This window comes from Enterobacter cloacae complex sp. HYC033_NIDB, assembly GCF_056673335.1.
The window spans coordinates 3,737,783-3,763,720 of sequence record NZ_CP115123.1; the positions used below are offsets into that span (position 1 = coordinate 3,737,783).

Below are 25,938 nucleotides of genomic sequence, written 5' to 3' on the forward strand. Positions count from 1 at the left end.
CGAAGGTCATGGCGCAGAACAGCGCGTTATCAACGCTGAAAGATCTGGCTGAAAAAGAAGTTGATGATGCCGCATTGCAGCTTGGCGCAATGCGACGCGGGTGCCAGCAGGCTGAAGAACAGTTGAAGATGTTAATCGACTATCAGCATGAATATCGCACCAACCTTAACACCGACATGGCGCAGGGCATTGGTAGCCAGCGCTGGATTAACTATCAGCAGTTTATCCAGACGCTGGAAAAGGCGATTGAGCAGCATCGCCAGCAGCTCAACCAGTGGACGCAAAAAGTCGATACCGCACTGAATTTCTGGCGCGAGAAAAAACAGCGGTTGCAGGCCTGGCAAACCTTACAGGACCGGCAGATTGCAGCCTCGACCCTGGCGGAAAACCGTCTGGATCAGAAAAAAATGGATGAGTTTGCCCAGCGCGCATCAATGAGGAAACCAGAATGATCACACTGCAACAACTGCTGATGACCGACAGCGACCCGTCCGGCGGCACGCTGACCGGGAAAGGCGCTGAGGGCGCGCAAGATTTTCTCTCTCTGCTGGCGGGCGCGCTGACCGAGACCACCGGCAAAGGCAAAGATGCCCCGCTGACGCTGGCGGACCTGAAAGCGGCGGGCAGCAAGCTGTCGACAGCGGCAAAGGAAAAAAACGGTGATACCACGCTCCAGGCCAAAATTGCCGAGCTGCTCTCCCGTCAGGAGACCCTGACTGGTGAAGATACCGCCGTCTCCCTGCAAAGCCTCGTCTCCGGCCTGAAACCCGCAGCGAATACGGATGCGCTGAAGACGCTGACCCAGCCGGAGGCGAAAACAAACAGCGAGACCACGACTGAAGAAGAGGAGCTGGCCGGGTTAAGCGCGCTGATGGCGATGTTAGCGCACCAGCAGACCACCACCCCGGTAGCGACGCAGCCTGCGAGCACCGGGGAGATCGCCCCCCGTGCCGCCCTCCCCTCTGCGCTAGCCCAGACGGACAACGGCCAGCATCAGCCGCTTAGCCATGCGTTAACGGGTCAGGAAAAAATGCCGGTTCAGGACAGCGACACATCGCTGCCCGCCACGGCAGCCGTTACGCCAGCCGTCGCCGCCGTCGCGGAGAGGCAGGACGTAGCGAGCGCGGCGTCGTCTGCCGCCAGCCCAACCGCGACGCTGGCGCCGATCGTCAGTCACCTGGCGCCTTCACAGCCTGCCGCTACCGTTGCGACAGCGCCGGTGTTAAGCCAGCCGCTGGGCACGCACGAATGGCAGCAGAATCTGAGCCAGCACATCACCCTGTTCACAAAGCAGGGACAGCAGACCGCAGAGCTGCGTCTGCACCCGGAGGATCTGGGTCAGGTGCAAATTTCGCTTAAGCTGGATGACAACCAGGCGCAGTTGCAGATGGTTTCGCCCCACAGCCACGTCCGCGCGGCGCTGGAAGCGGCCCTGCCGATCCTGCGCACGCAGCTTGCGGAAAACGGCATTCAGCTTTCCCAAAGCAGCGTCAGCAGCGAGGGCTTTGCCGGGCAACAGCAGTCCTCATCCGGGCAGCAACAGCACACTTCGCGTTCCGGCCAGCATGGCGGGTTTAACGATGAGAGTGAAGAGTTATTGCCTGCCCCTGCCGCCCTGCAATCCGCCGCGCGCGGCAGCCGTGCCGTAGACATCTTTGCCTAAACGCCAGAGGTAACGTGATTATCCCCGTCTTTTCCACGCTTTGACCTAAGCCGGACACGGGATAATCACCGTATTAAGCTGTACCGAAACAGGAAGCTCGTATCAGATGACAGACTCCGCTATCACCAAAAAAAGCAAGCGTTCCATCTGGATCCCGCTGCTGGTGTTGATTACCCTCGCGGCCTGCGCCACCGCAGGCTACAGTTACTGGCGTATGCAGCAGGAACCCTCCAGCGCGGCCGCCAAAGCTGAAGCGCCGCCTCCACCGGCGCCGGTCTTCTACCCGCTGGATACGTTCACCGTGAACCTGGGCGATGCGGATCGCGTGCTTTACGTGGGTATTACGCTGCGTCTGAAAGATGAAGCGACCCGTGCACGTCTGAACGACTACCTGCCAGAAGTGCGTAGCCGTCTGCTGCTGCTGTTTTCTCGTCAGGATGCCTCCGCGCTCGCCACCGATGTGGGCAAGCAAAAGCTGGTCGATGCCATTAAACAGACGCTGGCGACCCCGCTGGTAAACGGCCAACCTAAGCAGGAAGTCACTGACGTTCTGTATACAGCCTTCATTCTGCGGTAACGACATGGGCGACAGTATTCTTTCTCAGGCAGAAATCGATGCGCTGCTCAACGGCGACAGCGATAAAAGTGACGAACCGAAGCCGGGTCTGACCGGCGATGATAATATTCGTCCCTACGATCCCAATACCCAGCGTCGCGTGGTGCGCGAGCGTTTACAGGCGCTGGAGATCATCAACGAACGTTTCGCACGTCAGTTCCGTATGGGGTTGTTTAATCTGCTGCGTCGTAGCCCGGATATCACCGTCGGTGCGATCCGCATTCAGCCGTATCATGAGTTTGCCCGCAACCTGCCGGTGCCAACCAACCTTAACCTGATCCATCTGAAACCGCTGCGCGGTACCGGCCTGGTTGTGTTCTCGCCAAGCCTGGTGTTCATCGCGGTGGATAACCTGTTCGGTGGCGATGGCCGTTTCCCGACCAAAGTGGAAGGCCGCGAGTTTACCCATACCGAACAGCGCGTGATTAACCGCATGCTGAAGCTGGCGCTGGAATCCTACAGCGACGCGTGGAAAGCGATTAACCCGCTGGAAGTGGAGTACGTGCGTTCCGAGATGCAGGTGAAGTTTACCAACATCACCACCTCCCCGAATGACATCGTCGTGAACACCCCGTTCCACGTCGAGATCGGCAACCTGACGGGCGAGTTCAACATCTGCCTGCCGTTCAGCATGATTGAACCGCTGCGCGAACTGCTGGTGAACCCGCCGCTGGAGAACTCACGTCACGAAGATCAGAACTGGCGTGAAAACCTGGTGCGTCAGGTGCAGCATTCGCAGCTGGAGCTGGTGGCCAACTTCGCCGACATCTCCATGCGGTTATCGCAGATCCTGAAATTACAACCCGGCGACGTTTTGCCGATAGATAAACCTGACCGCATTATTGCCCATGTGGATGGCGTACCCGTGCTGACAAGCCAGTACGGCACGATTAACGGCCAGTATGCGTTACGCGTTGAGCACTTGATCAACCCGATTTTGAATTCGCTGAATGAGGAACAGCCCAAATGAGTGACATGAACAATCCGTCCGATGAAAACAGCGGAGCACTGGACGATCTGTGGGCTGACGCGTTAAACGAGCAGAAAACGACGCCGACGAAAAGCGCGGCAGACGCGGTCTTTCAGCAGTTAGGCGGCGGCGACGTCAGCGGCACGTTGCAGGACATCGACCTGATTATGGACATTCCGGTCAAGCTGACCGTTGAGCTGGGTCGCACCCGCATGACCATTAAAGAGCTGCTGCGCCTGACGCAGGGTTCCGTGGTGGCGCTTGACGGTTTAGCGGGTGAGCCGCTGGATATTCTGATCAACGGCTACCTGATTGCACAGGGCGAAGTAGTGGTGGTGGCCGATAAATACGGCGTACGTATCACCGACATCATTACCCCTTCCGAACGCATGCGTCGTCTGAGTCGTTAAGTATGAAAACCCAGGCAACACTGTCCGCGCCCTCCGCCGTACCCGGCTCACCGCTGCTCCAGGTGAGCGGCGCGCTGTTCGGTATTATTGCCTTTATCCTTATCGCCGCCTGGCTGGCAAAGCGTTTCGGTCTGGCGGGGAAAACGGCCGGTACCCGCGGGTTGAAGGTCAGCGCCAGCACCCCGCTAGGACCGCGCGAGCGCGTGGTCATTGTGGAGGTGGAAGATGCACGACTGGTGCTGGGCGTGACCGCCTCCAGCATTAACGTCCTTCACACGCTCCCCCCTGCGCCTGTCACGGTGGAGGCTAACGCCCAGGCCCCTGCGGATTTCCAGTCCGTAATGAAGAGTTTGCTCAAGCGTCCCGGGAGATCCTGATGCGCCGTTTGTTATTCCTTACGCTGACAGGCCTGGGCCTGTTCGCGCCCTCTGTGTATGCGCAACTGCCGGGGCTGGTTTCCACGCCGCTGGCGAACGGTGGACAAAGCTGGTCCCTGTCCGTGCAGACGCTGGTATTCATCACCTCGCTGACCTTTATCCCGGCGATCCTGCTAATGATGACCAGCTTCACCCGCATCATCATTGTGTTTGGCCTGCTGCGCAACGCGCTCGGCACGCCGTCCGCGCCGCCCAATCAGGTACTGCTGGGTTTAGCCCTGTTCCTGACCTTTTTCATTATGTCGCCGGTGATCGACAAGATTTACACCGAGGCCTACCAGCCGTTCAGCGAAGATAAAATTTCCATGCATGTTGCCCTGGAAAAGGGCGCGCAGCCATTACGTGAATTTATGCTTCGCCAGACGCGCGAAGCGGATCTGGCCCTGTTTGCCCGTCTCGCTAACACCGGTGAGTTACAGGGGCCGGAAGCGGTGCCGATGCGTATTCTGCTCCCGGCGTATGTGACCAGTGAGCTGAAAACGGCGTTCCAGATTGGCTTCACCATTTTCATTCCGTTCCTGATTATTGACCTGGTGATCGCCAGCGTCCTGATGGCGCTCGGGATGATGATGGTCCCGCCCGCAACCATTGCCCTGCCCTTTAAGATCATGCTGTTCGTGCTGGTCGACGGCTGGCAGCTGCTGGTCAGCTCGCTGGCGCAGAGTTTCTACAGTTGAGGAGCGCGCAATGACGCCTGAGTCGGTCATGATGATGGGCACGGAGGCGATGAAAGTCGCGATTGCTGTCGCCGCGCCCCTGCTGCTGGTTGCGCTGGTCACCGGTCTGATTATCAGTATTCTCCAGGCCGCCACGCAGATTAACGAAATGACCCTGTCGTTCATCCCGAAGATCATTGCCGTCTTCGTGGCGATTATCGTTGCCGGGCCATGGATGCTCAATTTGCTGCTGGACTATATGCGCAACCTGTTCACCAATCTGCCTTACATCATCGGCTGACGGACGATGCTGCATTTCACCAGCGATCAGTTTGTTCAGTGGCTCGGGATCTATTTCTGGCCGATGCTGCGCATCATGGCGCTGATCTCCACCGCCCCCATACTCAGTGAAAAGTCGGTGCCTAAACGCGTCAAAATTGGGCTGGGCATCGTTATCACGATTATCGTTGCCCCTACCCTGCCAGCGGTGGATATCCCGATCTTTTCCCCGAATGCGATCTGGATTGCCCTGCAACAGGTGATGATTGGCGTGGCGGTCGGGTTTACGATGCAGCTCGCCTTCGCCGCGGTACGAACGGCGGGTGAACTTATCGGTTTGCAGATGGGTCTGTCTTTCGCGACGTTCGTTGACCCGGGCAGCCATCTGAATATGCCCGTGCTGGCGCGTATTATCGACCTGCTGGCGATGCTGTTGTTTCTCTCGTTCAACGGCCACCTGTGGCTCATCTCGATGCTGGTGGACACCTTCCACACGCTGCCGATTGGCGACAACCCGGTAAACAGCAACGCGTTTCTGGCGCTGGTGCGGGCTGCCGGGCTGATCTTCCTCAACGGGCTGATGCTGGCGCTGCCGATCATTACCCTGCTGCTCACCGTTAACTTCGCATTAGGTTTACTCAACCGAATGGCTCCGCAGCTGTCGGTATTCGTCATCGGCTTTCCGGTGACTTTGACGGTTGGCCTTTTATTAATGTCATTATTGATGCCACTTATCGCCCCCTTCTGCGAGCATTTATTCAGTGAGATATTCAATCTGTTAGCGGATATTGTCAGCGAACTTCCACGCAAATAATAACCCGCAGTGTTTGCAATGTCTTTCTGAGGATATTCCTAAAAATAATCTCGAAAAACATCTACCAGGATATATCTGACGCGGTTTAAATGTTTCTAACCACCTCACAATACTTAATATTTACTTTACTTTAAGATGATTCCTGGCAAATTATACGTAACTTTACGGGATAGTGAGTTCGCCTGAAAGTCTTTGTCATGCTCACAGGTTTTATTAGATTTTTTCCATCCCGTATGGCTGTTTATGAGCTCTCAGGCAGGTGGTGAATTATCGTTACGCATTGAGTGAGGGTATGCCATGTCAACGATCATTATGGATTTATGCAGCTACACCCGGCTAGGGTTAACCGGGTACTTAGCAAGCAGAGGGGTAAGAAAGAGAGACATCAACGATGCACACACCGTTGAAGAACTCGCAGCCGCTTGTGACGCCCACAAGCCCGGCGTGGTGTTTATTAATGAGGACTGTTTCATTCACGACCCCGCTAACAGTCAGCACATTAAGCAGATCATTAATCAGCATCCTAAGACCCTGTTTATTGTTTTTATGGCGATCGCCAATATTCATTTCGATGAGTATTTGTTGGTGCGTAAAAACTTATTAATCAGTTCGAAATCGATTAAACCAGAGTCGCTTGATGATATCCTGGGCGATTATTTGAATAAAGAAGTTAAGAATGTAGGGGCGGTTAACTTACCCACCCTATCATTAAGCAGAACTGAATCAAGTATGCTAAGAATGTGGATGGCTGGACAAGGGACAATTCAGATCTCAGACCAGATGAATATCAAGGCAAAAACAGTATCGTCACACAAAGGAAATATTAAAAGGAAAATTAAAACGCATAATAAGCAAGTCATATACCATGTCGTACGCCTGACAGATAATGTGACGAATGGGATTTTCGTTAATATGCGCTAATTTGCACGGCCATGTTGTACCCTACCTTGATCTCTGGCCTGGCCAGAGATTTTGCTTTTCAGTAGCCGGAGCCGGGGAGAAGATGCCCCCGACGCCGCCCTATTCCGCCGTTTCCACAAAGATCCCATCCGGGTGCCCCAGTTCGTTGAAGAACCAGATGCCGAGCGGGTAATCTTCCAGCGACACCAGATACATTGTGCCTTCATTAAACTCTTCTATAGCCAGCACCACGCCCGGGCGGCGCGGCCCACCGTCCGTTTTGACGGTTACCCGATCGTTGACCTTCATACATTCCTCCTGTGGTTTTGAGCCAGTGTAGAACAAATTGCATTGCCTGGCATCGCCACCTGGCGCGAATGGCGTTTTTGTGTGCGGTCTATACTTAACTGTTGAGACGATTAAATGAGGAACCCGCCATGAAGACCGACAAAGAGTACAGCGACACCATTAAGCGTGAGGTTGAAGTGGATGTCGATGCCCTGCTTGCCGCCATCAATGAAATCAGTGAGTCCGAAGTTCATCGCGCGGAGGATAATTCCGACCGTGTCGTGGTCAATGGTAGGGATTACCATACCTACCGTGAACTGGCTGAAGCATTCGAGCTGGATATCCATGACTTTAGCGTCTCGGAGACGAACCGCTAAGGCGAAAAAAATCCCGGTCATGGGGATGACCGGGATCAAACTTGCTTATGCAAGAAGCACTTGTAAATTCGTTACACCAGGAAATCTGATGCAGGTAAGACATTATCCCCAACGGAATAGTCTTACAAGCATATATTCTCTTAGCGAATATTATATTTTATACATGTGAATTTTGGTTATGAGTATAAACATGCGCCGCGTGTGGGTTTGTCGGGATCGTTTCCACTTCAACGGCGCGTCAATGCCTGTTTTTTTAAGATTTATCTTAGGTGAAATCATCACCCGGGAGACGTTATGCCTTCGTTTGAGGAGACTCTGCTTGTTTTTACCGACCTCGACGGCACGCTGTTGGATTTTCACACACTCGACTGGCAGCCTGCGGCCCCCTGGCTGGAAAAGTTAATGGATGAACAGGTACCGGTCATTCTGTGCAGCAGCAAAACCGCGTCCGAGATGGATGACATCCAGCAGGAGCTGGGGCTTGGCGGGTTGCCCTATATTGCGGAAAACGGCGCGGTGATCCAGCCTGACGTACGGTGGGAAAACGCCGCACGGTTCATCTCAGAAAAGAAGCATGACGATATCCGGCAGTGTATTGCCCGGGTACGTCAGGAAATGCATCTTAAATTCACCACCTTCGATGACGTGGATGAGCGCGTGGTCGCCGGATGGACTGGGCTGAGTCGTCCCCGCTCAGTGCTTGCGCGTAAACACGAGGCTTCCGTGACGCTGATCTGGCGTGACAGTGATGAACAAATGGAACGCTTTGCCGCCGAACTCGCCCGGCAGGGGCTGAAGATCGTCCAGGGAGCACGCTTCTGGCATATCCTGGACACCTGCTGCGGCAAAGACGCGGCGGTTCACTGGCTTGTGGACCAGTATCGCCTGCACGAGGGTTCCGAACCGATGACGCTGGGCCTGGGCGACGGCCCGAATGATGCCCCGCTGCTGGACAGCGTAGGCTTTGCCGTCGTGGTGAAAGGCTTCAACCGGGAGGGCGTCAGCCTTAAGAACAACGATCCCGCCCGGGTTTATCACACTCAGCACACCGGGCCGACTGGCTGGTGCGAGGGGCTTGATTACTTTTTGACGTGATCCTGCCAGATGACCCGGTTACGCCCGCGCTGTTTCGCCTCATACAGACGCGCATCGGCGATGGATTGCAGATTTTCGAAGTGATAATTGCCCTTCTCCTGCGCGCCAGAGACGCCAAACGACGCACTTACGCGCAGGGTGGTACTTTTCTTAATCAGGATCTCTTTGCTGTCGATACGCTCGCGGATCTGCTCTGCGACTTCCGCCGCCTCTTCAAGCGTCATGCCCGGCAGCACCACACAGAACTCTTCGCCCCCGACGCGTCCGGCAATATCTTTAGTCCGGAGGGTGCTGGCAATCAGACCCGCGGCATGGGACAACACCTTATCACCCGCCTGATGCCCGAACCGATCATTGATGCTCTTGAAGCAATCAAGATCGATCTGAATGACCGAGAAAGGCAGCGACTGCTGTTCACACTGCTTCGCCAGCATTTTCGCCTGCTCGAACAGCGACCCACGATTATTCAGCCGGGTCAGAGGGTCGTGCCAGGCCTGCCATTGCAGCGAGTTCTGCATCGAATACATATTACTGACCATGCGCCGGATCACCAGCCATGAGATGAGCAGCATCGCGGTGAACAGCGCCCAAAGCAATGCCAGCACAATGCTGATGCTGCCGAAATCACCGCGCACCCCTTCATCCAGGGTGTGCACGCGCAGGACGATGCCATCAAAATGGTCGAGACGCTCCCAGCTCACAAAACGACTCCCCAGGCGAATGCCACCTTCGGAATCCGATTCTATCGCGTGCGCTATCTGCGCTAATTCGCGCGCGTCAAAATGATTAACGTCCGCAGCAGGTGATTCAGACGTTGCAAGCTGAGTAAGCCGACTGTCATACAGTTGGTATTCCCCTTCCGGGTTATCGCCCACGGCTTCCACCAGCAGGCGACGCAGGGTGGCAAAGGTGAAATCCATCGCCACCACGCCATACCAGACGTGATTGTAATAAACCGGCACGCTGGCGGTGATCAGCGGCTTTTTGCCGACAAAGGTGGAAGGCGGCGAGATAAACCAGCGCACGGCACGCGCACGGTTTTCACGCTCGGACTGTTGGGTAAACCAGGGCTGAGTGACCAGATGGTAATAGCGCTGCACGATATCGCTGGAATTTCCCGGCGTATCCGTTTCCAGAAAGAATCCGGCGCGAGAGACATAAATCACGCGCTCTTCGTTGCGGGAAGGGCTGGATGCCAGACGCAGCAAATACCCCACTTCAAGCGCGGCGGACAGTTCATTATCAAGGTACTCATCATCACGGTTCAGAAGGGTCGTCTTTTCAACGAAGGCATCCGAAACACCGTTGATCGGTAACGTGCGCTGTTTATCAACCGCAATTTGCCAGCTGGGGGACGTGCGCAAATGCGCAAAACGCTTTACCGCATCATGCAGCACGCCAAACGCCAGCGGCGTTTCCAGCGCATCACGCATGCTGTGGCGAAAAAAACAATAACTTATCGACGCTGAACTGAAGCTGTCTGTCCAGCGCACTGGCAACCGTTTCCAGATGGTTACGCTGGCTGGAGATATAAGCATCTTCCAGTACCACAACTTCGCGCCAGGTCAGGAGGGTGGAAAAGATCAGGACAACGATAAAACAGAAGTTAACAATCAAACGGGGATTGCTACGCTTATGCAGCCACTGCAAAAAAGATTGTTTTACAACAAAGGTATCGTGCTGCACACACACTCCCTGATTGTCGCTCACCATCTGATATGATAAGTCTTCTGCCAGTAAAAACGCCCGGCAAGGCCGGGCGTTGTGTGATTAAGCCTTGTCGCGTTTTTGCCTTTTATTAGCAGGCTGAAGCTCGTCTTCGCGAAAAGCCTCCCGCTTAATGCCGTATCCATCATGCCACCGACACTCCACCATTCCGCTGGAATACCCGGTGACGATCATACCTGGACCACCATTTTTGGGCTTAACTTCATCACTGATCAAAAAGACCATACCTGCCTCCTGTATCAGGGTGAAACGTTTTCAATTTAGACGAGGAATGGTCTTTTTGCATCCGGGGTCAGCAATAATTAATGCGATTTCCCGCGTACTTTTTCAACCAGCTTAACAACGGCTACCACAATCAGACCGACGATAAAGCCCAGTACGAGGTTAAGCAGTGTGGGCAGAATTGCAGCAACTACCGCTCCCTGGCCTGACGCAAAATGTTCAATCATGTGATGCAGCGAAGCAACACCGTGCACGATAATTCCGCCACCGACCAGGAACATCGCCAGGGTTCCCACCACCGACAAGGTTTTCATCAGCCACGGCGCCAGCACCAGCAGGCTTTTCCCAATGCCGCGCGCAATTGCGCTGGATTTTTTTTCCAGCCAGAAGCCGATATCGTCCAGCTTGACGATCAGCCCGACCAGGCCATAAACCCCTATCGTCACGAGGATCGCAATGCCGGACAGGATCAGCACCTGGTTCATCAGAGGGGCATCTGAGACGATACCCAGCGTAATCGCCACTATCTCGGCCGAGAGGATAAAGTCCGTGCGGATCGCGCCTTTGACCTTATCGCGTTCAAACGTTTTTGGATCCTGCGCGGCCAGCGCTTCCAGACGCTGCTGGCGCATTTCCGGGGTGTCTTTCTCTTTGCGTGCAGCGAACATATGCAACACTTTTTCGGCACCCTCGAAGCACAGGAACGCCCCGCCAATCATCAGCAGGGGCGTAATGGCCCAGGGTATAAAGGCGCTAATCAGTAGCGCCAGCGGAACGAGGATCACCTTGTTAATAAAGGACCCTTTCGCAACGCCCCACACCACCGGCAACTCACGGTTCGCCCGCACGCCGCTGACCTGCTGCGCGTTAAGCGACAAATCATCTCCCAGTACCCCGGCGGTCTTTTTCGCCGCCAGTTTTCCCATAACCGAAATGTCATCCAGCAAGGTGGCGATGTCGTCCAGTAATGTTAATAAGCTACTTCCTGCCAAAATCTCTTTCCTTCTTTTTTTGCTAATTAAGTGAATAGTATGGAACAAAACTCACCGCCCGGAAACTGGCACCTCGCGTCAACAAAAATTTCACATCAACAACACAATTAAAGCACTCGCCAGGCTGATAGTTTTGGCGTTAACTATGAGCGAACTTTTTATTTCGTCGTGAGGGACTATGCGTTTCCGGCATTTATTACCGCTCATTGGAGCACTCTTTTCCCTGTATATCATCTGGGGGTCCACCTATTTTGTCATTCGTATAGGCGTGGAAAGCTGGCCCCCGCTGATGATGGCCGGTATTCGTTTCCTTACGGCCGGCGTGCTGCTGATGGCGTTTTTATTGCTGCGCGGCCACAGACTACCGCCGCGGCGTCCCCTGCTTAACGCCGCCCTGATTGGCCTGCTGCTGCTGGCGGTGGGCAATGGCGCGGTAACCGTCGCCGAACACCAGAACGTGCCGTCGGGCATCGCCGCAGTGGTCGTCGCAACCGTGCCGCTGTTTACGCTCTGCTTTAGTCGCCTCTTCGGGATCCGCACCCGTAAGCTCGAATGGCTGGGCATCGCGATTGGGCTTGTGGGTATCATCCTGCTGAACAGCGGCGGTAACCTGAGCGGGAACCCCTGGGCTGCCGTTCTGATCATGATCGGCTCCATGAGCTGGGCCTTCGGCTCGGTCTACGGTTCACGCATCGAGCTGCCCTCCGGGATGATGGCAGGTGCGATTGAGATGCTCGCGGCGGGCATTGTGCTGCTGATGGCCTCCGCGTTGACGGGTGAAAAACTGACGGCGATGCCAGACCTTTCAGGTTTCCTGGCCGTCGGGTATCTGGCGCTGTTTGGCTCGATTATCGCCATCAACGCCTATATGTACCTGATTCGCAACGTCTCACCGGCGGTTGCCACCAGCTACGCCTACGTTAACCCGGTGGTTGCCGTGCTGCTGGGTACCGGTTTTGCGGGCGAAGTGCTGTCGACGATTGAATGGCTGGCGCTGGGTGTGATTGTCTTTGCCGTGGTACTGGTCACGCTGGGTAAATATTTGCTGCCCGCGAAACCGATTGTCACGAGGTGTGAGGTGGAGAAACCGTGATCGGGTGAATGCCCTGGGTATCGATCTGCGCGGCCTGACCGCCGCCGCAGATCCACTCTTCCAGCCGCTCCGTCAGTTCCAAGTCATTCAGCTTCATTCTTCCACGCAGCGCGCACTCCCAGACAATCAGCACCCGCCAGCCCTGAGCGTAAAGCTGAGAAACATCGCGTTTATCACGCTCGACGTTTCTGCCAATCTTCTCCAGCCAGAAGTCGGTGCGTGTCGCCGGGACTTTAAACAGATAGCAGTCGTGATGATGCCAGAAACAGCCGTGGGTAAAGATGATGCACTGGTACGCGTCGATGACGAAATCAGGACGCCCGGCAAGCGTGGCATCCTGAACCCTGAATTCAAACCCGGCGGCGGTCAGAAGGCCCGCGATCCGTTTTTCAATCGCGGTATCACGCGTGCCGATGGCACGCATGTTTTTACTGCGCGTGGCCTTGTTGTGAACGTCCGCCATCGACGGCCTCGCTCTGACGAAGCTGAACGGCCTTGCTGATGCGTGAGGCCAGCAGTTTAGCTACCGCGGCAAAGGCTGGCACCACCACCGAGTTGCCAAACTGACGATAGGCCTGGGTATCTGATACCGGGATGCGAAAACTGTAGCCCTGCGGCGTCTCAAAGCCCATTAAGCGGGCGCACTCGCGCGGCGTTAAGCGCCGCGGTCGGTGCTGTTGGTTCTGGGGATCGTCAAAATCTTTTTCGCCCAGCGCCTTATCCCAGCCGCGATCGATAAGAATTTCCGCACCATCTTTGTAATAGCGCGCCGACAGCGTACGCGTCACGCTGTCAGGATTAAGCGGATTGACCATGCCAAACCCAAAGCCATTGCCTTTGGCCTGATGCTTTTTGGCATAGCGATAGAGGTATTTCCACAGCACCGGGGTCAGAATGAATTTCGCATCGACGGCGGGCTCCAGCAGATCGGCCACCGTCGGGCGGCGCGCCGGATACAGCGAGGGCAAATCACGCAGCGTAAAATCGCCTTTCAGATTGAGATCGCGGCGGAAGCCCACCAGCACGATGCGTTCGCGGTGCTGCGGCAGGAAGTGTTTGCCGTCGATAATTTTCGGATCGTCCGGCCCCATGTCCTCTGCATCCGCCACGTCATAATCCAGTTCATCCAGCGTTTGCATGATAATGCGGAAGGTTTTGCCGCCGTCATGACTCTTTAAATTCTTGACGTTCTCCAGCACAAAAATTGCCGGGCGGCGGGCATCAATGATCCGGGCAACATCAAAGAACAGTGTGCCCTGCGTATCGCAGGCAAAGCCGTGTGCGCGTCCCAGCGCGTTCTTCTTCGACACGCCAGCCAGCGAGAACGGCTGACACGGAAAGCCCGCCAGCAGCACATCGTGCGCCGGAATGGTATTGCGAATGTGTTCGGCGGCCTCTTCATCGCTGACGCCGGTTTTGTGGCTCAGCGTGACATCCCGAATATCCGCGTTGAACTGGTGCGCGTCGGGATCGCAATACCAGTTGGCTTTATAGGTACGGACGGCATGTTTGTTCCATTCACTGGTGAATACACACTGCCCGCCAATAGCTTCAAAGCCATGGCGAATGCCGCCGATACCGGCAAAGAGATCGATAAAGCGAAAGGCATAATTTGGATGCGCAGCAGGCGGACGCGGCAGCAAATTTTGCAGATAGCGGAACTCACCATCGCTCAGGCGGTGACCTGCCCTGTCGCTTATCAGCAGCCGCTTGAGTATCGCCGGGCTCCAGTGGCTCTCGCCATGGGCCACCAGCTGGTTTGCCAGCGTTTTAGCATCATACATTTCCAGCAGCTGACGCAGGAGTGCCTGCACGGCTGCCGTTGATTTCTCAACCCGCTCAGGCGCGGGCACAGTCACTGATCGATTTTCCTGCATTCTCTTAACCGGACAATAAAGACAGAAAACAGAGTACCACAGTTCAGGATCGCACACTGCGACGGAAATGGGTCAATATCTGGCTGTCGGTTCCGAGGTAATCGCCCTGTAATTCGGCACTCAGCTTCGCCATAAACTGGATCAGAAAATCGGCATTGTGACGCGCAAGTTCGCGCCCCCGCGCGGTTTGCATGGTGTCAGGCAGGCGCAGGAGTTTGGTCTGAAAGTGGTCGAGCGCGAAGGCTTTATCATCCAGCGCTCGTGTTCCGGCGAACGGGTCGTCGGCATCAAACAGCGCGGCGCCCAGCGCACCGGAGACGGCAAAGACGCGCGCCAGGCCGATAGCGCCTAACGCCTCCAGCCGGTCGGCATCCTGCACAATTTTGGCCTCCAGGCTTTGCGGCGCGATACCGGCACTGAAGCTGTGCGCTTCAATAGCATGCTCAACGGCTGCATAACGATCCGGCGGAAAATCAGGAAAATCGCGACTCAGGATCTCGCGCGTTTTTCCCGCTGCCAGCCGCGAGGAGTGGCTACGTTCCGGGTGATTTTTCGGCAGGCTGACAATGTCATGGAAGTAGCATGCGGTCAGCACAACCAGCGGATCGCTATCCTCGTCAGCCATAATACCCTGCGCCGTCATCCAGACGCGGTGAAAATGGGCGATATCGTGCGCCGCATCATCAGTAAAATGATTTTCGTCGAGCCAGCGCTCAAAACGGTGTTGCCACTGCGCAAGTTCCATCATCCTGTCCTGTTGCTCAAAAGTGAGTGAATTATAATACACCCGAATTAAAATCCTTTATAAATAGAATTACGAAATACTTAATAATAATTACCCGCTATATTTTCAATGAATTAATTCATATGAAAAATAAAGAGATAAAAAGAAATATTTTGTAATATTTTTACCACTTTAATTACATTTATTTTTGAACCTAAATAATAATCCATAGAATAGTATCAGCCATGTAGTTACGGAGGGTAATTACATATATTCAGACAATTTATATTTAAAGGGAATATATAATGAAAAGAAAAGTTCTGGCAATTCTCGTACCCGCGTTATTAATGGCTGGCGCAGTAAATGCGGCGGAAATGTATAACAAGAATGGCAACAAAGTTGACCTGTACGGTAAGGTTGATGCGCGTCATACCTTCTCCGACAACCCAGGCGACGACGGCGATGAAACCTATGTACAGGTGGGTTTCAAAGGCGAAACGCAGATCACGAACGACCTGACAGGCTATGGCCAGTGGGAATATAAAACCTACGCTAACGACACCGAAGGCGCAGGGGATAAATCTTTCAACCGTCTGGCATTCGCTGGTCTGAAATATGGCGACTACGGCTCATTTGATTACGGCCGTAATTACGGCGTCGTGTATGACGTTGAAGCCTGGACCGATATGCTGCCGGTATTTGGTGGAGATTCTTACACCTGGACCGATAACTTCATGAACGGTCGTGCTAACGGTCTGGCGACCTATCGTAATAACGATTTCTTCGGTCTGGTCGACGGCCTGAACTTTGCGCTGCAATACCAGGGTAATAATGAAGGTGGCAACGCAAACGAAAATCAGGAAGGCACCAAAAACGGCCATGATGATGTTCGTTTCCAGAACGGCGACGGCTTCGGTATGTCCACCTCTTATGACTTCTCTGGCGATCTGTCTGGTCTGAGCCTGGGTGCTGCATACTCTTCTTCTGACCGTACTAACGAACAAGTCGGTGCGGGTAGAAATAACGCCCACTTTGCTGGCGGTGAAACAGCCGAAGCATGGACCATTGGCGCGAAATACGATGCCAATAACGTCTATCTGGCAATGATGTACGCTGAAACCCGCAACATGACCCCATACGGCGATGATGGTATTGCGGATAAGACTCAGAACTTCGAAGCAGTGGCACAATATCAGTTCGACTTCGGTCTGCGTCCATCCCTGGCATGGGTTTACTCTAAAGGTAAGGACATGACTTATCCAGGCTACGCCGGCAACCCGCAGGGTCAGAAAGGCGATATGGATCTGGTTAACTACATCGACGTGGGCATGACGTACAGCTTCAACAAGAACTTCTCTACCTATGTTGACTACAAAATCAACATGCTGGACAACGATGAACGCTTCTACGAAGCAAACGGTATTTCTACCGATGACATCGTTGGCGTAGGCATGACCTACCAGTTCTAATCCCCATCAATATTAAAGCCCGCGATGCGGGCTTTTTTTATTTGACGCTGAAATATTACGGCGCTTCCTGCAAGGCCAGGCGAACAAACCCGTTATTCTGCGCCAGCAATTCGTGCGCTTTCCAGGCATCCAGCCCCGTCAGCACCATCAGTACCGCCGTTTTGCACTGGTGGTTGCAGCTTTCCAGCGCGGCCTTCGCCTGAGCACGGCTACATCCCCCCGCTTCCATCACAATGGCAATTTGTCGTTCGGCCCATCTGGTGTTGCTTGCCTCCAGATCAACGCGCAGGTTGCTGTACACCCGTCCGGAACGTACCGCCAGACCGGTGGTGATCATATGCAGGATCATGCTTTGCGCAATGCCTGCTTTAGCGTTGGTATACCCGGCCACCACGTCCGCGCCCAGTTCGGGGGCAATGACCATGCTCGCCAGCTGCGCCGCTTCACTTTGCGCATCCTCCGTAATGATCGCAACCGTTGAGCCCAGAGACCACGCATGACGCATCGCGCCCCATACCCATGGGGTTTTGCCGCTGACGGACAGCGCCAGCATCATGTCATGCTCGCCAAATTCTATCGTCTGAAGGTCGGCAACGCCGCGCGCGTAGCTACCGGCGTGATCGCCTGCTGTCATCGCAATGACGGGATGTTTTCCCGGCGCAAACGCTTCTGCCGCCTGTTCAGCCACGCGTCCGGACGCGCCCGCGCCGGTCAGTACCAGACGTCCGCCGTGGCTAAGCGTCGCCGCCGCGTTATCCACCACGCGGGCCAGCATACTTAAGTGAGGGGTAAGTGCAGAAGAGATTTGCGCGTCATGCTGGTGTATGACGTTAAGCATATCCAGCGTCGATAATCTGTCGATGTTCGTGGTGCTGGCGTGCCGTCTTTCCCTGGCCGTACCGGTAAGCATAATGCTCATAAACTGCCTCCTTATTATGAGTACCCTCACACTATAAAGTGTTTTATATAGGTCACCTGAGAGGAGGCTCACGAAACGCCTCTCTTTACATGGCTTTATGAAACGCCCGTCATCAGCGATAATTAGCCCTTTCTTATTCATCGCGGAGTGTTAATGAGCGATTTGCAGCCCTTCCCCCCGACGCGCAAGCGCCCTATGAAGCTGAATACGCTGGTTACGCTGATGGTGTGCGCGATTATCGGCTCGGTGCTGCTGGTGGTCTTCGCGCTGTACTCTGTGCAGATCACCCGCGCCACGCGCGATGACGTGAAAGATACCGCGCTGGGTATCGCCAGGACGCTGGCCGACAGCCCGGAGATCAAGCGTGGCCTGATGGAATCGCCGCAGGCTGGCATCATCCAGCCGATTGCCGAGGCGGTGACGAAGCGCAACGACCTGCTGTTTACCGTGGTCACCGACCTGCGTGGGATCCGCTATTCCCATCCAAACGAAGCGCTGTTAGGTTTGCATTTTATTGGCGACGATCTGACGCCCGCCCTGGAAGGGAAAGAGAATGTCTCCGTTAACCGCGGCGCGCTCGCAGAAGCGTTGCGCGTCTTTACGCCCGTGTATGACGACCAGCACGACCAGATCGGCGTGGTGGTGGTGGGTATTTCGCTGAATAAAGTTGAAGATCAGATTGCCCGCGGGCGGCTCAACGCCGTGTGGACCATCTTATTCAGCGTTCTGATGAGCTCAGTGGCGATATGGGGTCTGGTCCGGGTTCTGAAACGTATCCTCTTTGGGCTGGAGCCTTACGAAATCTCAGCCCTCTTTGAGCAGCGCCAGGCCATGTTGCAGTCCCTGCGCGAAGGCGTGATGGCCGTGGATATGCACGGGCGCGTGACGATGATTAACCACACCGCCAGAGAAATATTACTCCTGACCTCGGGCCAGCACTCCGAAAGCAGCAGTGAACCGCTGCTGGCCAGCCTGCGCGAAGTATCCAGGACGGGCATTGCCCGCCAGGATCAGGAGATCGGCTGTAACGGGCGGCTGCTGCTGTGCAACATGGTCCCCGTGAAAAGCCAGAATCAGGTGATCGGGGCGATCAGCACGTTCCGCGACAAAACTGAAATCAGCCAGTTAATGCAGCGTATTGATGGCATGGTCAGCTACGTTGATGCCCTGCGCTCCCATACGCATGAGTTTATGAACAAGCTGCACGTGATCCTCGGCCTGCTGCACATGAAGCGCTACGATAAGCTGGAGGAGTACATCATCCAGACCGCGCAGAATTATCAGACGGATATCGGCGCGATACAGCGCAAAGTTAAATCGCCGGTCATTGCGGGCTTCCTGCTGGGTAAAATTAACCGCGCTAAAGAGGCCGGAGTGACCCTGACGCTGGCGGAGGAAAGTCAGCTTCCTGACACCGCCAATGAAGAGCAGGTTGCGGTGCTGATCACCGTGCTGGGCAATTTAATCGAAAATGCCCTGGATGCGATGGAAGGCCAGCCGGAAGGCGAGATCGGCCTGCTGCTGCATTATCAGAACGGCTGGCTAAGCGGTGAGGTCAGCGATGACGGTCCCGGCATTGATCCCGAGCGGCTGGAGGCTATTTTTACAAAGGGCTACTCAACAAAAGGTGAAAACCGCGGCGTTGGGCTGTTCCTTGCGCGTCAGCAGATCCAGAATCTGGGCGGAGATATTACCGTCGAGTCGGAGCCTGGCGTATTTACCCAATTTTTTGTTCAGATCCCCTGGGATAGCGAGAGGAATATCGCGTGATAAATGTGTTAATTGTCGATGATGACGCCATGGTAGCCGACCTCAACCGTCTGTATGTTAACCGCGTTGAGGGTTTTAGCTGCTGCGGCGTCGCTTCCACGCTCAACCAGGCCGAGGCGTTGATCGCCAACCCAGGCCAGCCGATCGATCTGGTGCTGCTGGATGTCTATATGCAGCAGGATAACGGGCTGGATCTGCTGCCCATCATCCGCGCGTCGGGCCGCCCGATTGATGTCATCATGATCTCGTCGGCCTCCGACGCCGCAACGATCCAGACCTCAATGCACTATGGCGTGGTGGATTACCTGATTAAACCGTTCCAGTTCCCGCGTTTTGAAGAGGCGCTGAACGGCTGGAAGGCAAAGCGCAGCCTGATGGGATCGCATCAGTATTATGAACAGGCCGACGTCGACAGGCTGATCCACGGCGGCGCGCCGGAGCTGGCCGACAGCAAAAAATTACCGAAAGGCCTAACGCCGCAGACGCTGCGCACCATTTGCCAGTGGATCGACAGCCATCCGGAGATAGAATTTTCCACCGACGATCTGGCGAATGCGGTCAACATTTCCCGCGTCTCCTGCCGCAAATACCTGATCTGGCTGGCGCAAATTAATATCCTGTTCACCAGCATTCACTACGGCGCTACCGGCCGGCCGGTATATCGCTACCGTTTGCAGCCGGAACAGGTCGGCCTACTCAAACAGTACTGCCAGTAATTCGGTAGCTGTCGTCCAGAAGGGTAAAACGGAAGTGGTGCATCGAGGAGATCACCACTTCTTTTGTTTTGGTGACAAAGATGGCTTCAATATCGGGGCGCGAACGCAGCGCGGCGCAGCCCTTTTCCACGCCCATGCCGTAGATCAGCGTGGTCCAGATATCGCCGTCGAGGGAGTCTGGCGAAATAATCGTCACGCTGTCCAGTTCGTTATCCAGCGGGTAGCCGGTGCGTGGGTCAAGTATGTGGTGATAACGTTTGCCGTTCAGCTCGAAGTAGCGCTCATAGGTGCCTGACGTCACCACCGACCGGTTTTCGACCGTCATGGCACCAATCAGCGCGTCAACGGCGAACGGTTTTTTCAGGCCGACGCGCCAGCCGCCCTCCGGCGAGCCTAACGTCTGGACGTTGCCGCCAAGGTTGATCAGCCCAAGTTCAACGCCCTCTTTATGCAGGTAATCCCGCACCCTGTCGGCGATATAGCCTTTAGCAATGGCCCCCAGATCGATCTCCATTCCCTGGCGAGTAAGGAACACGCTGCTGTTGGCTTCATCCAGCACCACGTCCGCAGGATGCGTGATGCCCAGCAAGGCGGCGATCTCGTCCGCGGGCGGTACAGCGTCCCCCTTAAAGCCAATTTTCCAGCGCTTCACCAGCGGGCCGATCGCCAGGTTAAAGGCGCTGTCTTTAAGCAGGCTGGCCGCTTTCGCGCAGCGGATCAGCTCGAACACCGGGCGACTGACGGCAACCGGATGCTGACCGGCCGCATGGTTGATGTCCATTACCTGAGAGTGCGCTCGGTTAACGGTGAGCAGATCTTCGTACTGTTTGATCAGGCGAAACACGCGAGAGGCAAGCGCTTCGTCATGGGAAAAGAGTTTCAGGAGGATGGGCGATCCCATCAGAACGGCGGAGTAGCTGTAAACGCGATGGCTATCAGGCATTTCATGAGTCCTCAGATGTAGCCCCGGCAGGCACCGCGCCGCCGGGGAAACAGGAGCCTTACCGTGTTTTCGAACGCATAGCCGCCTGATGTCCTGCAAGCGTACCAAAAATAATGATATCTGCCACCGCGTTACCGCCGATGCGGTTACCGCCATGGATGCCCCCGACAACCTCACCCGCAGCAAACGCTCCCGGCAATACGTTGTGGTTGCTGTCCAGCACGCAGGTTTCTGTGTTAATGGTCACGCCGCCCATGGTGTGGTGAACGCCCGGTGCAATCTGAATGGCGTAGAACGGCCCTTCGTTGATTGGCGCACGCAGCGCGGTGGTGCGGCCGAAATCATCGTCGTGCTGTTTCTCCACAAAGCCGTTGTAGCGTTCCAGCGTTGCCAGGAACTGGTGGTGATCCATCCCCAGCGCTTCCGCCAGGGCTTTTGGCGAGCTGGCGCTGGTAACAAACCCTTTTGCGATGTACTCATCCGCGGCTTTGTTTTTGGCGCGAACATGCTCGTCAAAGACGATGTAAGCGTATTTCTCCGGCAGCGCGATGATCTGCGCCGAGACTTTGTCGCGGGTCGACATTTCGTTATAGAAGCGGTTGCCCTGCTGGTTTACCAGAATCGCCCCGCCGCCGCGGATGGATTCGGAAATCAGATACGACGTTTTCTGCTCAACGGTTGGGTGGATCTGAATTTCGCCCATATCCACGGTGCCCGCACCGATACGCTCCAGCAGCGCGATACCGCCTCCGGTCGCCCCTTTGTGGTTGGTGGTAACGAACCCTGCCAGATCCGGACGGTATTTCACCACCATCTGGCTGTTGGCGCTGAAGCCGCCCGTTGCCACAATCACGCTTTTGGTTGCCACGGTGAGGGTTTCGTTCTCTTCGGTGGTCAGACGCACGCCGGTCACTTCGCCATTTTCGAAAATGATGTCGCTCACGGAGGTATCCAGCATCACCTCGATGTTGCGCTTGTTGACGTTACGCACCAGGCCGCTGATCAGATACCCGCCCACTGCGGAACCGTCTTTCGGACGGTGCGTACGGTCGATGCTCATCCCGCCGGTGGTGGTAATGTCGTTCAGCATAATGCCGCGCGTGGCCAGCCATTCGATAGCCTGCGGCGCGTTCTCGACAAAGCGACGCAGCAGTTCAGGGTCGTTCTTGTTGCCACCGCCTTTCAGACTTTCCTGGTAGAACAGCTCTTTGCTGTCCTGAATACCTTTCACGCGCTGGAAGCGGGTCTCCGCCGCGTTCATCCCGGCCGAGGCTTTAATGGTGTTCCCGCCGATGGTGGGCATTTTCTCGACGATCAGCACGCTCGCGCCTTCGTCATGCGCCTGAATCGCCGCCGCCAGACCGGCGCCGCCGCTGCCGACCACCACCACATCCACGCTTTTAGTCTCATTCGGGTCAGCGCCCTCTTCCGCCGCCAGCGCTTTGCTGGATTTCAGCATCGCCTTCGAGACCGCTTTTTTCACCGCCTCGCTCTGGCTGGTCGCGCCCGTAATCGCGTCCACGTGCGGGGTGTTGGCATCCAGAATACGGGTACGGATCTCTTCGAAGCTGGTGACAAACTCGACGTCTTCACTCGGGCCGGAGGCCAGTTCGATATCGGCGATGCGGTCGGTTTCGAGGCTGACGTTAATCACAAGCTCGTTAGCATCGTCCTGCACTTTTTCAATAAAGGTGCCCGGTTTGAATTTAGATTCGCCCATGCTCATGTCGCGGATCATCGCTTCCACCAGCGAGAAGCGCCACAGCGGTTCCGGGATGCTCAGTTCTTCGCGTCGGGAGCTGTCCATAAACAGCTCCAGGCTTTCGCCCGCCGCGATGCGATCGGTCCAGTCCGGATAGGCGATGGTGGCGCGGCCAACGGCAATCAGGTCGTAACCGTGATCCAGCGCTTCATTCACATCCGTGGCATTCACCACGCCGCCAACGCCCATTACCGGTACCTGCGCCAGCGTGTCAGAGCGCATGGCGCAGTATTTTTCGATAAGTGGCGTCGGGTCCTGAGTATCGACGATAGAAGGACGCAGGGCGGCGCCAAGGGAGAAGTGGAGATAATCTACCCCGCGCGCGGCCAGTTTTTCCAGCAGATACAGGGTGTCTTCGAAGCGAATGCCCGGGACTTCAAGCTCTTCCGGAGAGAAACGGTAGCCAATGATAAACGCGTCGTCCGCGTACTGGCGCACCATCTTGTGGGTAATGTCCAGCACCGCCAGCGGGAATTTCGCGCGGTTTTCGCGGCTGCCGCCCCACTCGTCGTCGCGCTGGTTAGAGTTCGGGGAGAAGAACTGCTGGATCAGATAGGTATTCGCCCCGTGGATTTCGACGCCGTCGAACCCGGCCTGAATTGCGCGGCGCACGGCTTCGCCGAACTTGCCGATCATGCCTTCCACCTCTTCCGCGGTCAGGGCAACCGGCGTGGCGGCACCGTCACGCGGCGCGGCAACGGCGCTTGGGCCAACCGGCGTGCGGCCCCCAATCAGTTTTGGGTCGACCATACGGCCGCCGTGGTAGATTTGCAGCAGGGCTTTAGAGCCTTTGGACTTGATGGCGTCAGCGATTTTTGCCAGCCCGGCGATTTTCTCGTCGTTATCAATACCAATTGCGCCCGGGAACGCCAGGCCGAGATCGTCAACAAAACAGCACTCAACGATGATGGTGCCGATGCTGCCCGCGCGGGCGCGGTAGTACTCCACCAGCTCGCTGGTCACGGTGCCATCGTAATAACCGGTACAGGTTGTCATCGGGGCCATTAACAAACGGTTTTTCAGTTCAGTACCATTCGGTAATGTGAAGGGGCTTAAAATACGTTCGTTAGTGCTCATAATAGAAACTCCAAACTTTAAAAATTAATAATTCGTTATCGGGATGATTTTTTATTTCGTGTTTTTTGCCGATGTCATGATAGTAATATAAAGCTTTTTTTAGTTTCTAAAGTCATTACGTTAGTTAATAAACTATTTAATCCCTTCGATAACATTAATAACACATTGGTGTTAGCGGGAATGTTTCACTCGTTCACAAGAATTTAAAAAAAGTTAAATTATAAAAGGTCAAACCAATACACCAAATCTATCAAAAAACCTTATAAAACAACGATAAACAAAAGCACCAGAATTTAAATGTTATAGTTTTGATACATAACATACGTAAAATCAGCGAATAACCACACTACTCAGAGTGGTTATTATAAAAAATATAAAAATAGCCATTCAGTTCCGTTTTCTTGATCGCGATCAATAGTTATGGCATTCAAAAGAGCAATATAAAAACATCATCATTTTTTATTTAGCGCAAACCAAAATGCGTTAAATCGCTATTAGTGAAAACACAAAACCGCACCTTAAATAACTAAAAAAAGCAAAAAGGATATTTCAATCGAATTTGTGTTTTCGCCGGGCGACGAATTTTTGACAACTTAAGACGTGAAACTATGAATACAAAAACTGCTGTAACGCCTCCTGCGGCGAATCTGGCATCAAATGGAACAGCAAAACGACTGCTGATGATGGCTTTGCCCGTCATTGTTGCCGTCCTGCTGTTGTTTGTCCCCGTTCCGGAAGGGCTGCCGCCTTATGCGTGGCACTACTTCGCCATCTTTGTCGGCGTCATCGTCGGCTTAATTTTCGAACCGCTGCCGGGCGCCGTGATCGGTCTTACCGGCGTCGTGGCGATTGCGCTGTGCAGCCAGTGGGTACTCTTTAGCCCGGAACAGCTGGCTGACCCAAAATTCAAGCTGGCGGGCGCCTCCTTTAAATGGGCGGTCAGCGGGTTTGGTAACTCCACCGTCTGGCTGATTTTCGGTGCCTTTATGTTCGCCGCAGGCTACGACAAAACCCGCTTCGGCCGCCGTCTGGCGCTGATTCTGGTGAAGTACCTGGGCCGTCGCAGCCTCACGCTCGGTTACGCCATTACGTTTGCGGACCTGCTGCTGGCCCCGTTCACCCCGTCCAACACCGCGCGCAGCGGCGGAACCATCTACCCGATCATCGCCAACCTGCCGCCGCTGTACGGTTCAAAACCCAATGACCCAAGCGCGCGCAAAATCGGTTCGTATCTGATGTGGGTAGCCATCACCGCGGCCTGTATCACCAGCTCGATGTTCCTTTCCGCTCTGGCACCTAACCTGCTGGCGCTGGCGCTGGTAAAAAGCACGGTTGGAATTGATATCTCCTGGGGGACCTGGTTCCTCGCCTTCCTGCCGCTGGGCATCCTGCTGATCCTGACCATGCCGCTACTGGCTTACTGGTTCTACCCGCCGGAAGTGAAGGTAAACAACGAAGTACCGCTGTGGGCGACCCGTGAACTGGAAAAACTGGGCAAACTGTCGCGCAATGAGATCCTGCTGCTGGTGTTCGTGTGCTGTGCGCTGCTGATGTGGATCTTCGCCGCGGCGTGGATTGAACCGGCCATGGCTGCCCTGCTGATCGTTGGCCTGATGCTGTGGACCGGCGTGCTGGAGTGGAACGATATCACCGGTAACAAAGCCGCGTGGAATACCTTCGTCTGGTTCGCCACCCTGGTGGCGCTGGCGGATGGCCTCTCCTCCACCGGTTTTATCAGCTGGCTGGGTAAAGAAGGCGGCCTGCTGATGAGCGGTATTTCTCCGGGTGTCGCCACCATCGTGCTGCTGCTGGCGTTCTACCTGCTGCACTACCTGTTCGCCAGCACCACCGCGCACACCACGGCGCTGCTGCCTGCGATGCTGACCATCGCCTCCACCATTCCGGGCATGAATATGGAAGTGTTCGTTCTGCTGATGGTGACCTCGCTGGGCGTGATGGGGATCATTACCCCCTACGGTACGGGTCCAAGCCCGATTTACTACGGTAGCGGCTACCTGCCAACCAAAGACTACTGGCGCCTCGGCACCATCTTCGGCGCCATCTTCCTGGCAGCTCTGCTGCTGATTGGCTACCCGTGGATGTCCATGATGTTCTGATTCCTGACCGCCGGGCTAACTCTC

The 25,938-nt window shown here is 55.2% G+C and carries 25 protein-coding genes and 2 pseudogenes; 17 read left to right on the top strand and 10 right to left on the bottom strand.

Annotated elements, in window-relative coordinates; genetic code table 11:
• Positions 1-8: 8 nt before the first annotated feature.
• The 10 genes and pseudogenes from fliJ (at position 9) to rcsA (ending at position 6,766) form a co-directional block, all read left to right on the top strand.
• The gene (gene fliJ / locus O1721_RS18030) at positions 9-452 is read left to right on the top strand and encodes a flagellar export protein FliJ (protein ID WP_017383343.1); all 444 of its coding nucleotides are present in this window, start codon (positions 9-11) and stop codon (positions 450-452) included.
• The gene (gene fliK / locus O1721_RS18035; protein ID WP_032648800.1) at positions 449-1,663 is read left to right on the top strand and encodes a flagellar hook length control protein FliK; all 1,215 of its coding nucleotides are present in this window, start codon (positions 449-451) and stop codon (positions 1,661-1,663) included. Before fliJ ends, fliK begins: the two co-directional genes overlap by 4 nt.
• A 106-nt stretch (positions 1,664-1,769) precedes the next feature.
• Positions 1,770-2,240, top strand: a complete 471-nt coding sequence (fliL, locus tag O1721_RS18040) for a flagellar basal body-associated protein FliL (protein ID WP_003859598.1) — start codon at positions 1,770-1,772, stop codon at positions 2,238-2,240.
• A 4-nt stretch (positions 2,241-2,244) separates the two neighbouring features.
• The gene (gene fliM / locus O1721_RS18045; protein ID WP_003859594.1) at positions 2,245-3,249 is read left to right on the top strand and encodes a flagellar motor switch protein FliM; all 1,005 of its coding nucleotides are present in this window, start codon (positions 2,245-2,247) and stop codon (positions 3,247-3,249) included.
• Positions 3,246-3,659 carry a flagellar motor switch protein FliN gene (gene fliN, locus O1721_RS18050; protein ID WP_003859592.1) on the top strand — a complete coding sequence of 138 codons (414 nt, stop codon included), beginning with the start codon at positions 3,246-3,248 and terminating at the stop codon, positions 3,657-3,659. Before fliM ends, fliN begins: the two co-directional genes overlap by 4 nt.
• A 2-nt stretch (positions 3,660-3,661) precedes the next feature.
• Positions 3,662-4,036 carry a flagellar biosynthetic protein FliO gene (gene fliO, locus O1721_RS18055; RefSeq protein WP_015572438.1) on the top strand — a complete coding sequence of 125 codons (375 nt, stop codon included), beginning with the start codon at positions 3,662-3,664 and terminating at the stop codon, positions 4,034-4,036.
• Complete coding sequence (gene fliP / locus O1721_RS18060) at positions 4,036-4,773, top strand: flagellar type III secretion system pore protein FliP (RefSeq protein ID WP_032648802.1); 738 nt, start codon at positions 4,036-4,038, stop codon at positions 4,771-4,773. The genes fliO and fliP overlap by 1 nt, the downstream gene beginning before the upstream one ends.
• A gap of 10 nt (positions 4,774-4,783) precedes the next feature.
• Positions 4,784-5,053: a flagellar biosynthesis protein FliQ gene (gene fliQ, locus O1721_RS18065; RefSeq protein ID WP_003859587.1), complete on the top strand. Its 270-nt coding sequence runs from the start codon at positions 4,784-4,786 to the stop codon at positions 5,051-5,053.
• A gap of 6 nt (positions 5,054-5,059) precedes the next feature.
• Positions 5,060-5,852: pseudogene (gene fliR / locus O1721_RS18070) on the top strand (flagellar biosynthetic protein FliR); the annotation flags it as partial.
• A gap of 290 nt (positions 5,853-6,142) precedes the next feature.
• Complete coding sequence (gene rcsA / locus O1721_RS18075) at positions 6,143-6,766, top strand: transcriptional regulator RcsA (RefSeq protein ID WP_017383340.1); 624 nt, start codon at positions 6,143-6,145, stop codon at positions 6,764-6,766.
• A gap of 99 nt (positions 6,767-6,865) precedes the next feature.
• On the opposite strand, the gene dsrB is transcribed toward rcsA, so the two are convergent.
• On the bottom strand, positions 6,866-7,054 hold the full coding sequence (gene dsrB, locus O1721_RS18080; RefSeq protein WP_003859583.1) for a protein DsrB: 189 nt from the start codon (positions 7,052-7,054) through the stop codon (positions 6,866-6,868).
• A 128-nt stretch (positions 7,055-7,182) separates the two neighbouring features.
• Between dsrB and yodD the strand changes: the two genes are divergently transcribed.
• Positions 7,183-7,410: a YodD family peroxide/acid resistance protein gene (gene yodD / locus O1721_RS18085; protein ID WP_017383339.1), complete on the top strand. Its 228-nt coding sequence runs from the start codon at positions 7,183-7,185 to the stop codon at positions 7,408-7,410.
• A gap of 294 nt (positions 7,411-7,704) precedes the next feature.
• Entirely contained in the window at positions 7,705-8,505 is an 801-nt protein-coding gene (locus O1721_RS18090; RefSeq protein WP_032648804.1) for a mannosyl-3-phosphoglycerate phosphatase-related protein, read from the top strand.
• Here the strand turns inward: O1721_RS18090 and dgcQ are convergent.
• The 3 genes and pseudogenes from dgcQ to O1721_RS18105 all read right to left on the bottom strand — a co-directional run bounded on the left by dgcQ (position 8,490) and on the right by O1721_RS18105 (position 11,447).
• Positions 8,490-10,191: pseudogene (dgcQ, locus tag O1721_RS18095) on the bottom strand (cellulose biosynthesis regulator diguanylate cyclase DgcQ). The gene O1721_RS18090 and the pseudogene dgcQ sit on opposite strands and share 16 nt — an antisense overlap.
• 84 nt (positions 10,192-10,275) lie before the next feature.
• Positions 10,276-10,458 (bottom strand): YodC family protein, encoded by a 183-nt coding sequence (locus O1721_RS18100; protein ID WP_003859574.1) that lies wholly within the window; start codon positions 10,456-10,458, stop codon positions 10,276-10,278.
• A gap of 77 nt (positions 10,459-10,535) precedes the next feature.
• Positions 10,536-11,447, bottom strand: a complete 912-nt coding sequence (locus O1721_RS18105; protein WP_017383336.1) for a DUF808 domain-containing protein — start codon at positions 11,445-11,447, stop codon at positions 10,536-10,538.
• A 178-nt stretch (positions 11,448-11,625) separates the two neighbouring features.
• On the opposite strand from O1721_RS18105, the gene yedA reads away from it, so the two are divergent.
• Positions 11,626-12,540 (top strand): drug/metabolite exporter YedA, encoded by a 915-nt coding sequence (yedA, locus tag O1721_RS18110; protein WP_015572432.1) that lies wholly within the window; start codon positions 11,626-11,628, stop codon positions 12,538-12,540.
• Here yedA and O1721_RS18115 read toward each other — a convergent pair.
• The 3 genes from O1721_RS18115 to O1721_RS18125 are packed head-to-tail and all read right to left on the bottom strand — an operon-like array spanning position 12,512 to position 15,162.
• Entirely contained in the window at positions 12,512-13,003 is a 492-nt protein-coding gene (locus O1721_RS18115) for a very short patch repair endonuclease (protein WP_023303928.1), read from the bottom strand. The two genes, yedA and O1721_RS18115, sit on opposite strands and share 29 nt — an antisense overlap.
• On the bottom strand, positions 12,969-14,417 hold the full coding sequence (locus O1721_RS18120) for a DNA cytosine methyltransferase (RefSeq protein WP_087654027.1): 1,449 nt from the start codon (positions 14,415-14,417) through the stop codon (positions 12,969-12,971). The genes O1721_RS18115 and O1721_RS18120 overlap by 35 nt, the downstream gene beginning before the upstream one ends.
• Positions 14,418-14,460: 43 nt before the next feature.
• On the bottom strand, positions 14,461-15,162 hold the full coding sequence (locus O1721_RS18125; RefSeq protein WP_032648809.1) for a phosphohydrolase: 702 nt from the start codon (positions 15,160-15,162) through the stop codon (positions 14,461-14,463).
• A gap of 284 nt (positions 15,163-15,446) precedes the next feature.
• On the opposite strand from O1721_RS18125, the gene ompC reads away from it, so the two are divergent.
• Positions 15,447-16,610, top strand: coding sequence for a porin OmpC (gene ompC / locus O1721_RS18130; RefSeq protein WP_023294961.1), 1,164 nt, complete (start codon positions 15,447-15,449; stop codon positions 16,608-16,610).
• Between the two features lie 55 nt (positions 16,611-16,665).
• On the opposite strand, the gene O1721_RS18135 is transcribed toward ompC, so the two are convergent.
• Entirely contained in the window at positions 16,666-17,529 is an 864-nt protein-coding gene (locus O1721_RS18135) for an N-acetylmuramic acid 6-phosphate etherase (RefSeq protein ID WP_032648811.1), read from the bottom strand.
• A 153-nt stretch (positions 17,530-17,682) separates the two neighbouring features.
• Between O1721_RS18135 and O1721_RS18140 the strand changes: the two genes are divergently transcribed.
• Both O1721_RS18140 and dcuR read left to right on the top strand, forming a co-directional pair.
• Entirely contained in the window at positions 17,683-19,299 is a 1,617-nt protein-coding gene (locus tag O1721_RS18140; RefSeq protein ID WP_032619380.1) for a sensor histidine kinase, read from the top strand.
• Complete coding sequence (gene dcuR / locus O1721_RS18145) at positions 19,296-20,015, top strand: two-component system response regulator DcuR (protein ID WP_003859556.1); 720 nt, start codon at positions 19,296-19,298, stop codon at positions 20,013-20,015. Before O1721_RS18140 ends, dcuR begins: the two co-directional genes overlap by 4 nt.
• On the opposite strand, the gene O1721_RS18150 is transcribed toward dcuR, so the two are convergent.
• Positions 19,996-20,958, bottom strand: coding sequence for an FAD:protein FMN transferase (locus O1721_RS18150; RefSeq protein WP_032648814.1), 963 nt, complete (start codon positions 20,956-20,958; stop codon positions 19,996-19,998). The genes dcuR and O1721_RS18150 overlap by 20 nt on opposite strands.
• Before the next feature lie 58 nt (positions 20,959-21,016).
• Complete coding sequence (locus O1721_RS18155; protein ID WP_032648816.1) at positions 21,017-23,797, bottom strand: flavocytochrome c; 2,781 nt, start codon at positions 23,795-23,797, stop codon at positions 21,017-21,019.
• A 608-nt stretch (positions 23,798-24,405) separates the two neighbouring features.
• On the opposite strand from O1721_RS18155, the gene O1721_RS18160 reads away from it, so the two are divergent.
• Positions 24,406-25,914: an anion permease gene (locus O1721_RS18160; RefSeq protein ID WP_017383327.1), complete on the top strand. Its 1,509-nt coding sequence runs from the start codon at positions 24,406-24,408 to the stop codon at positions 25,912-25,914.
• Positions 25,915-25,938 lie beyond the last annotated feature (24 nt).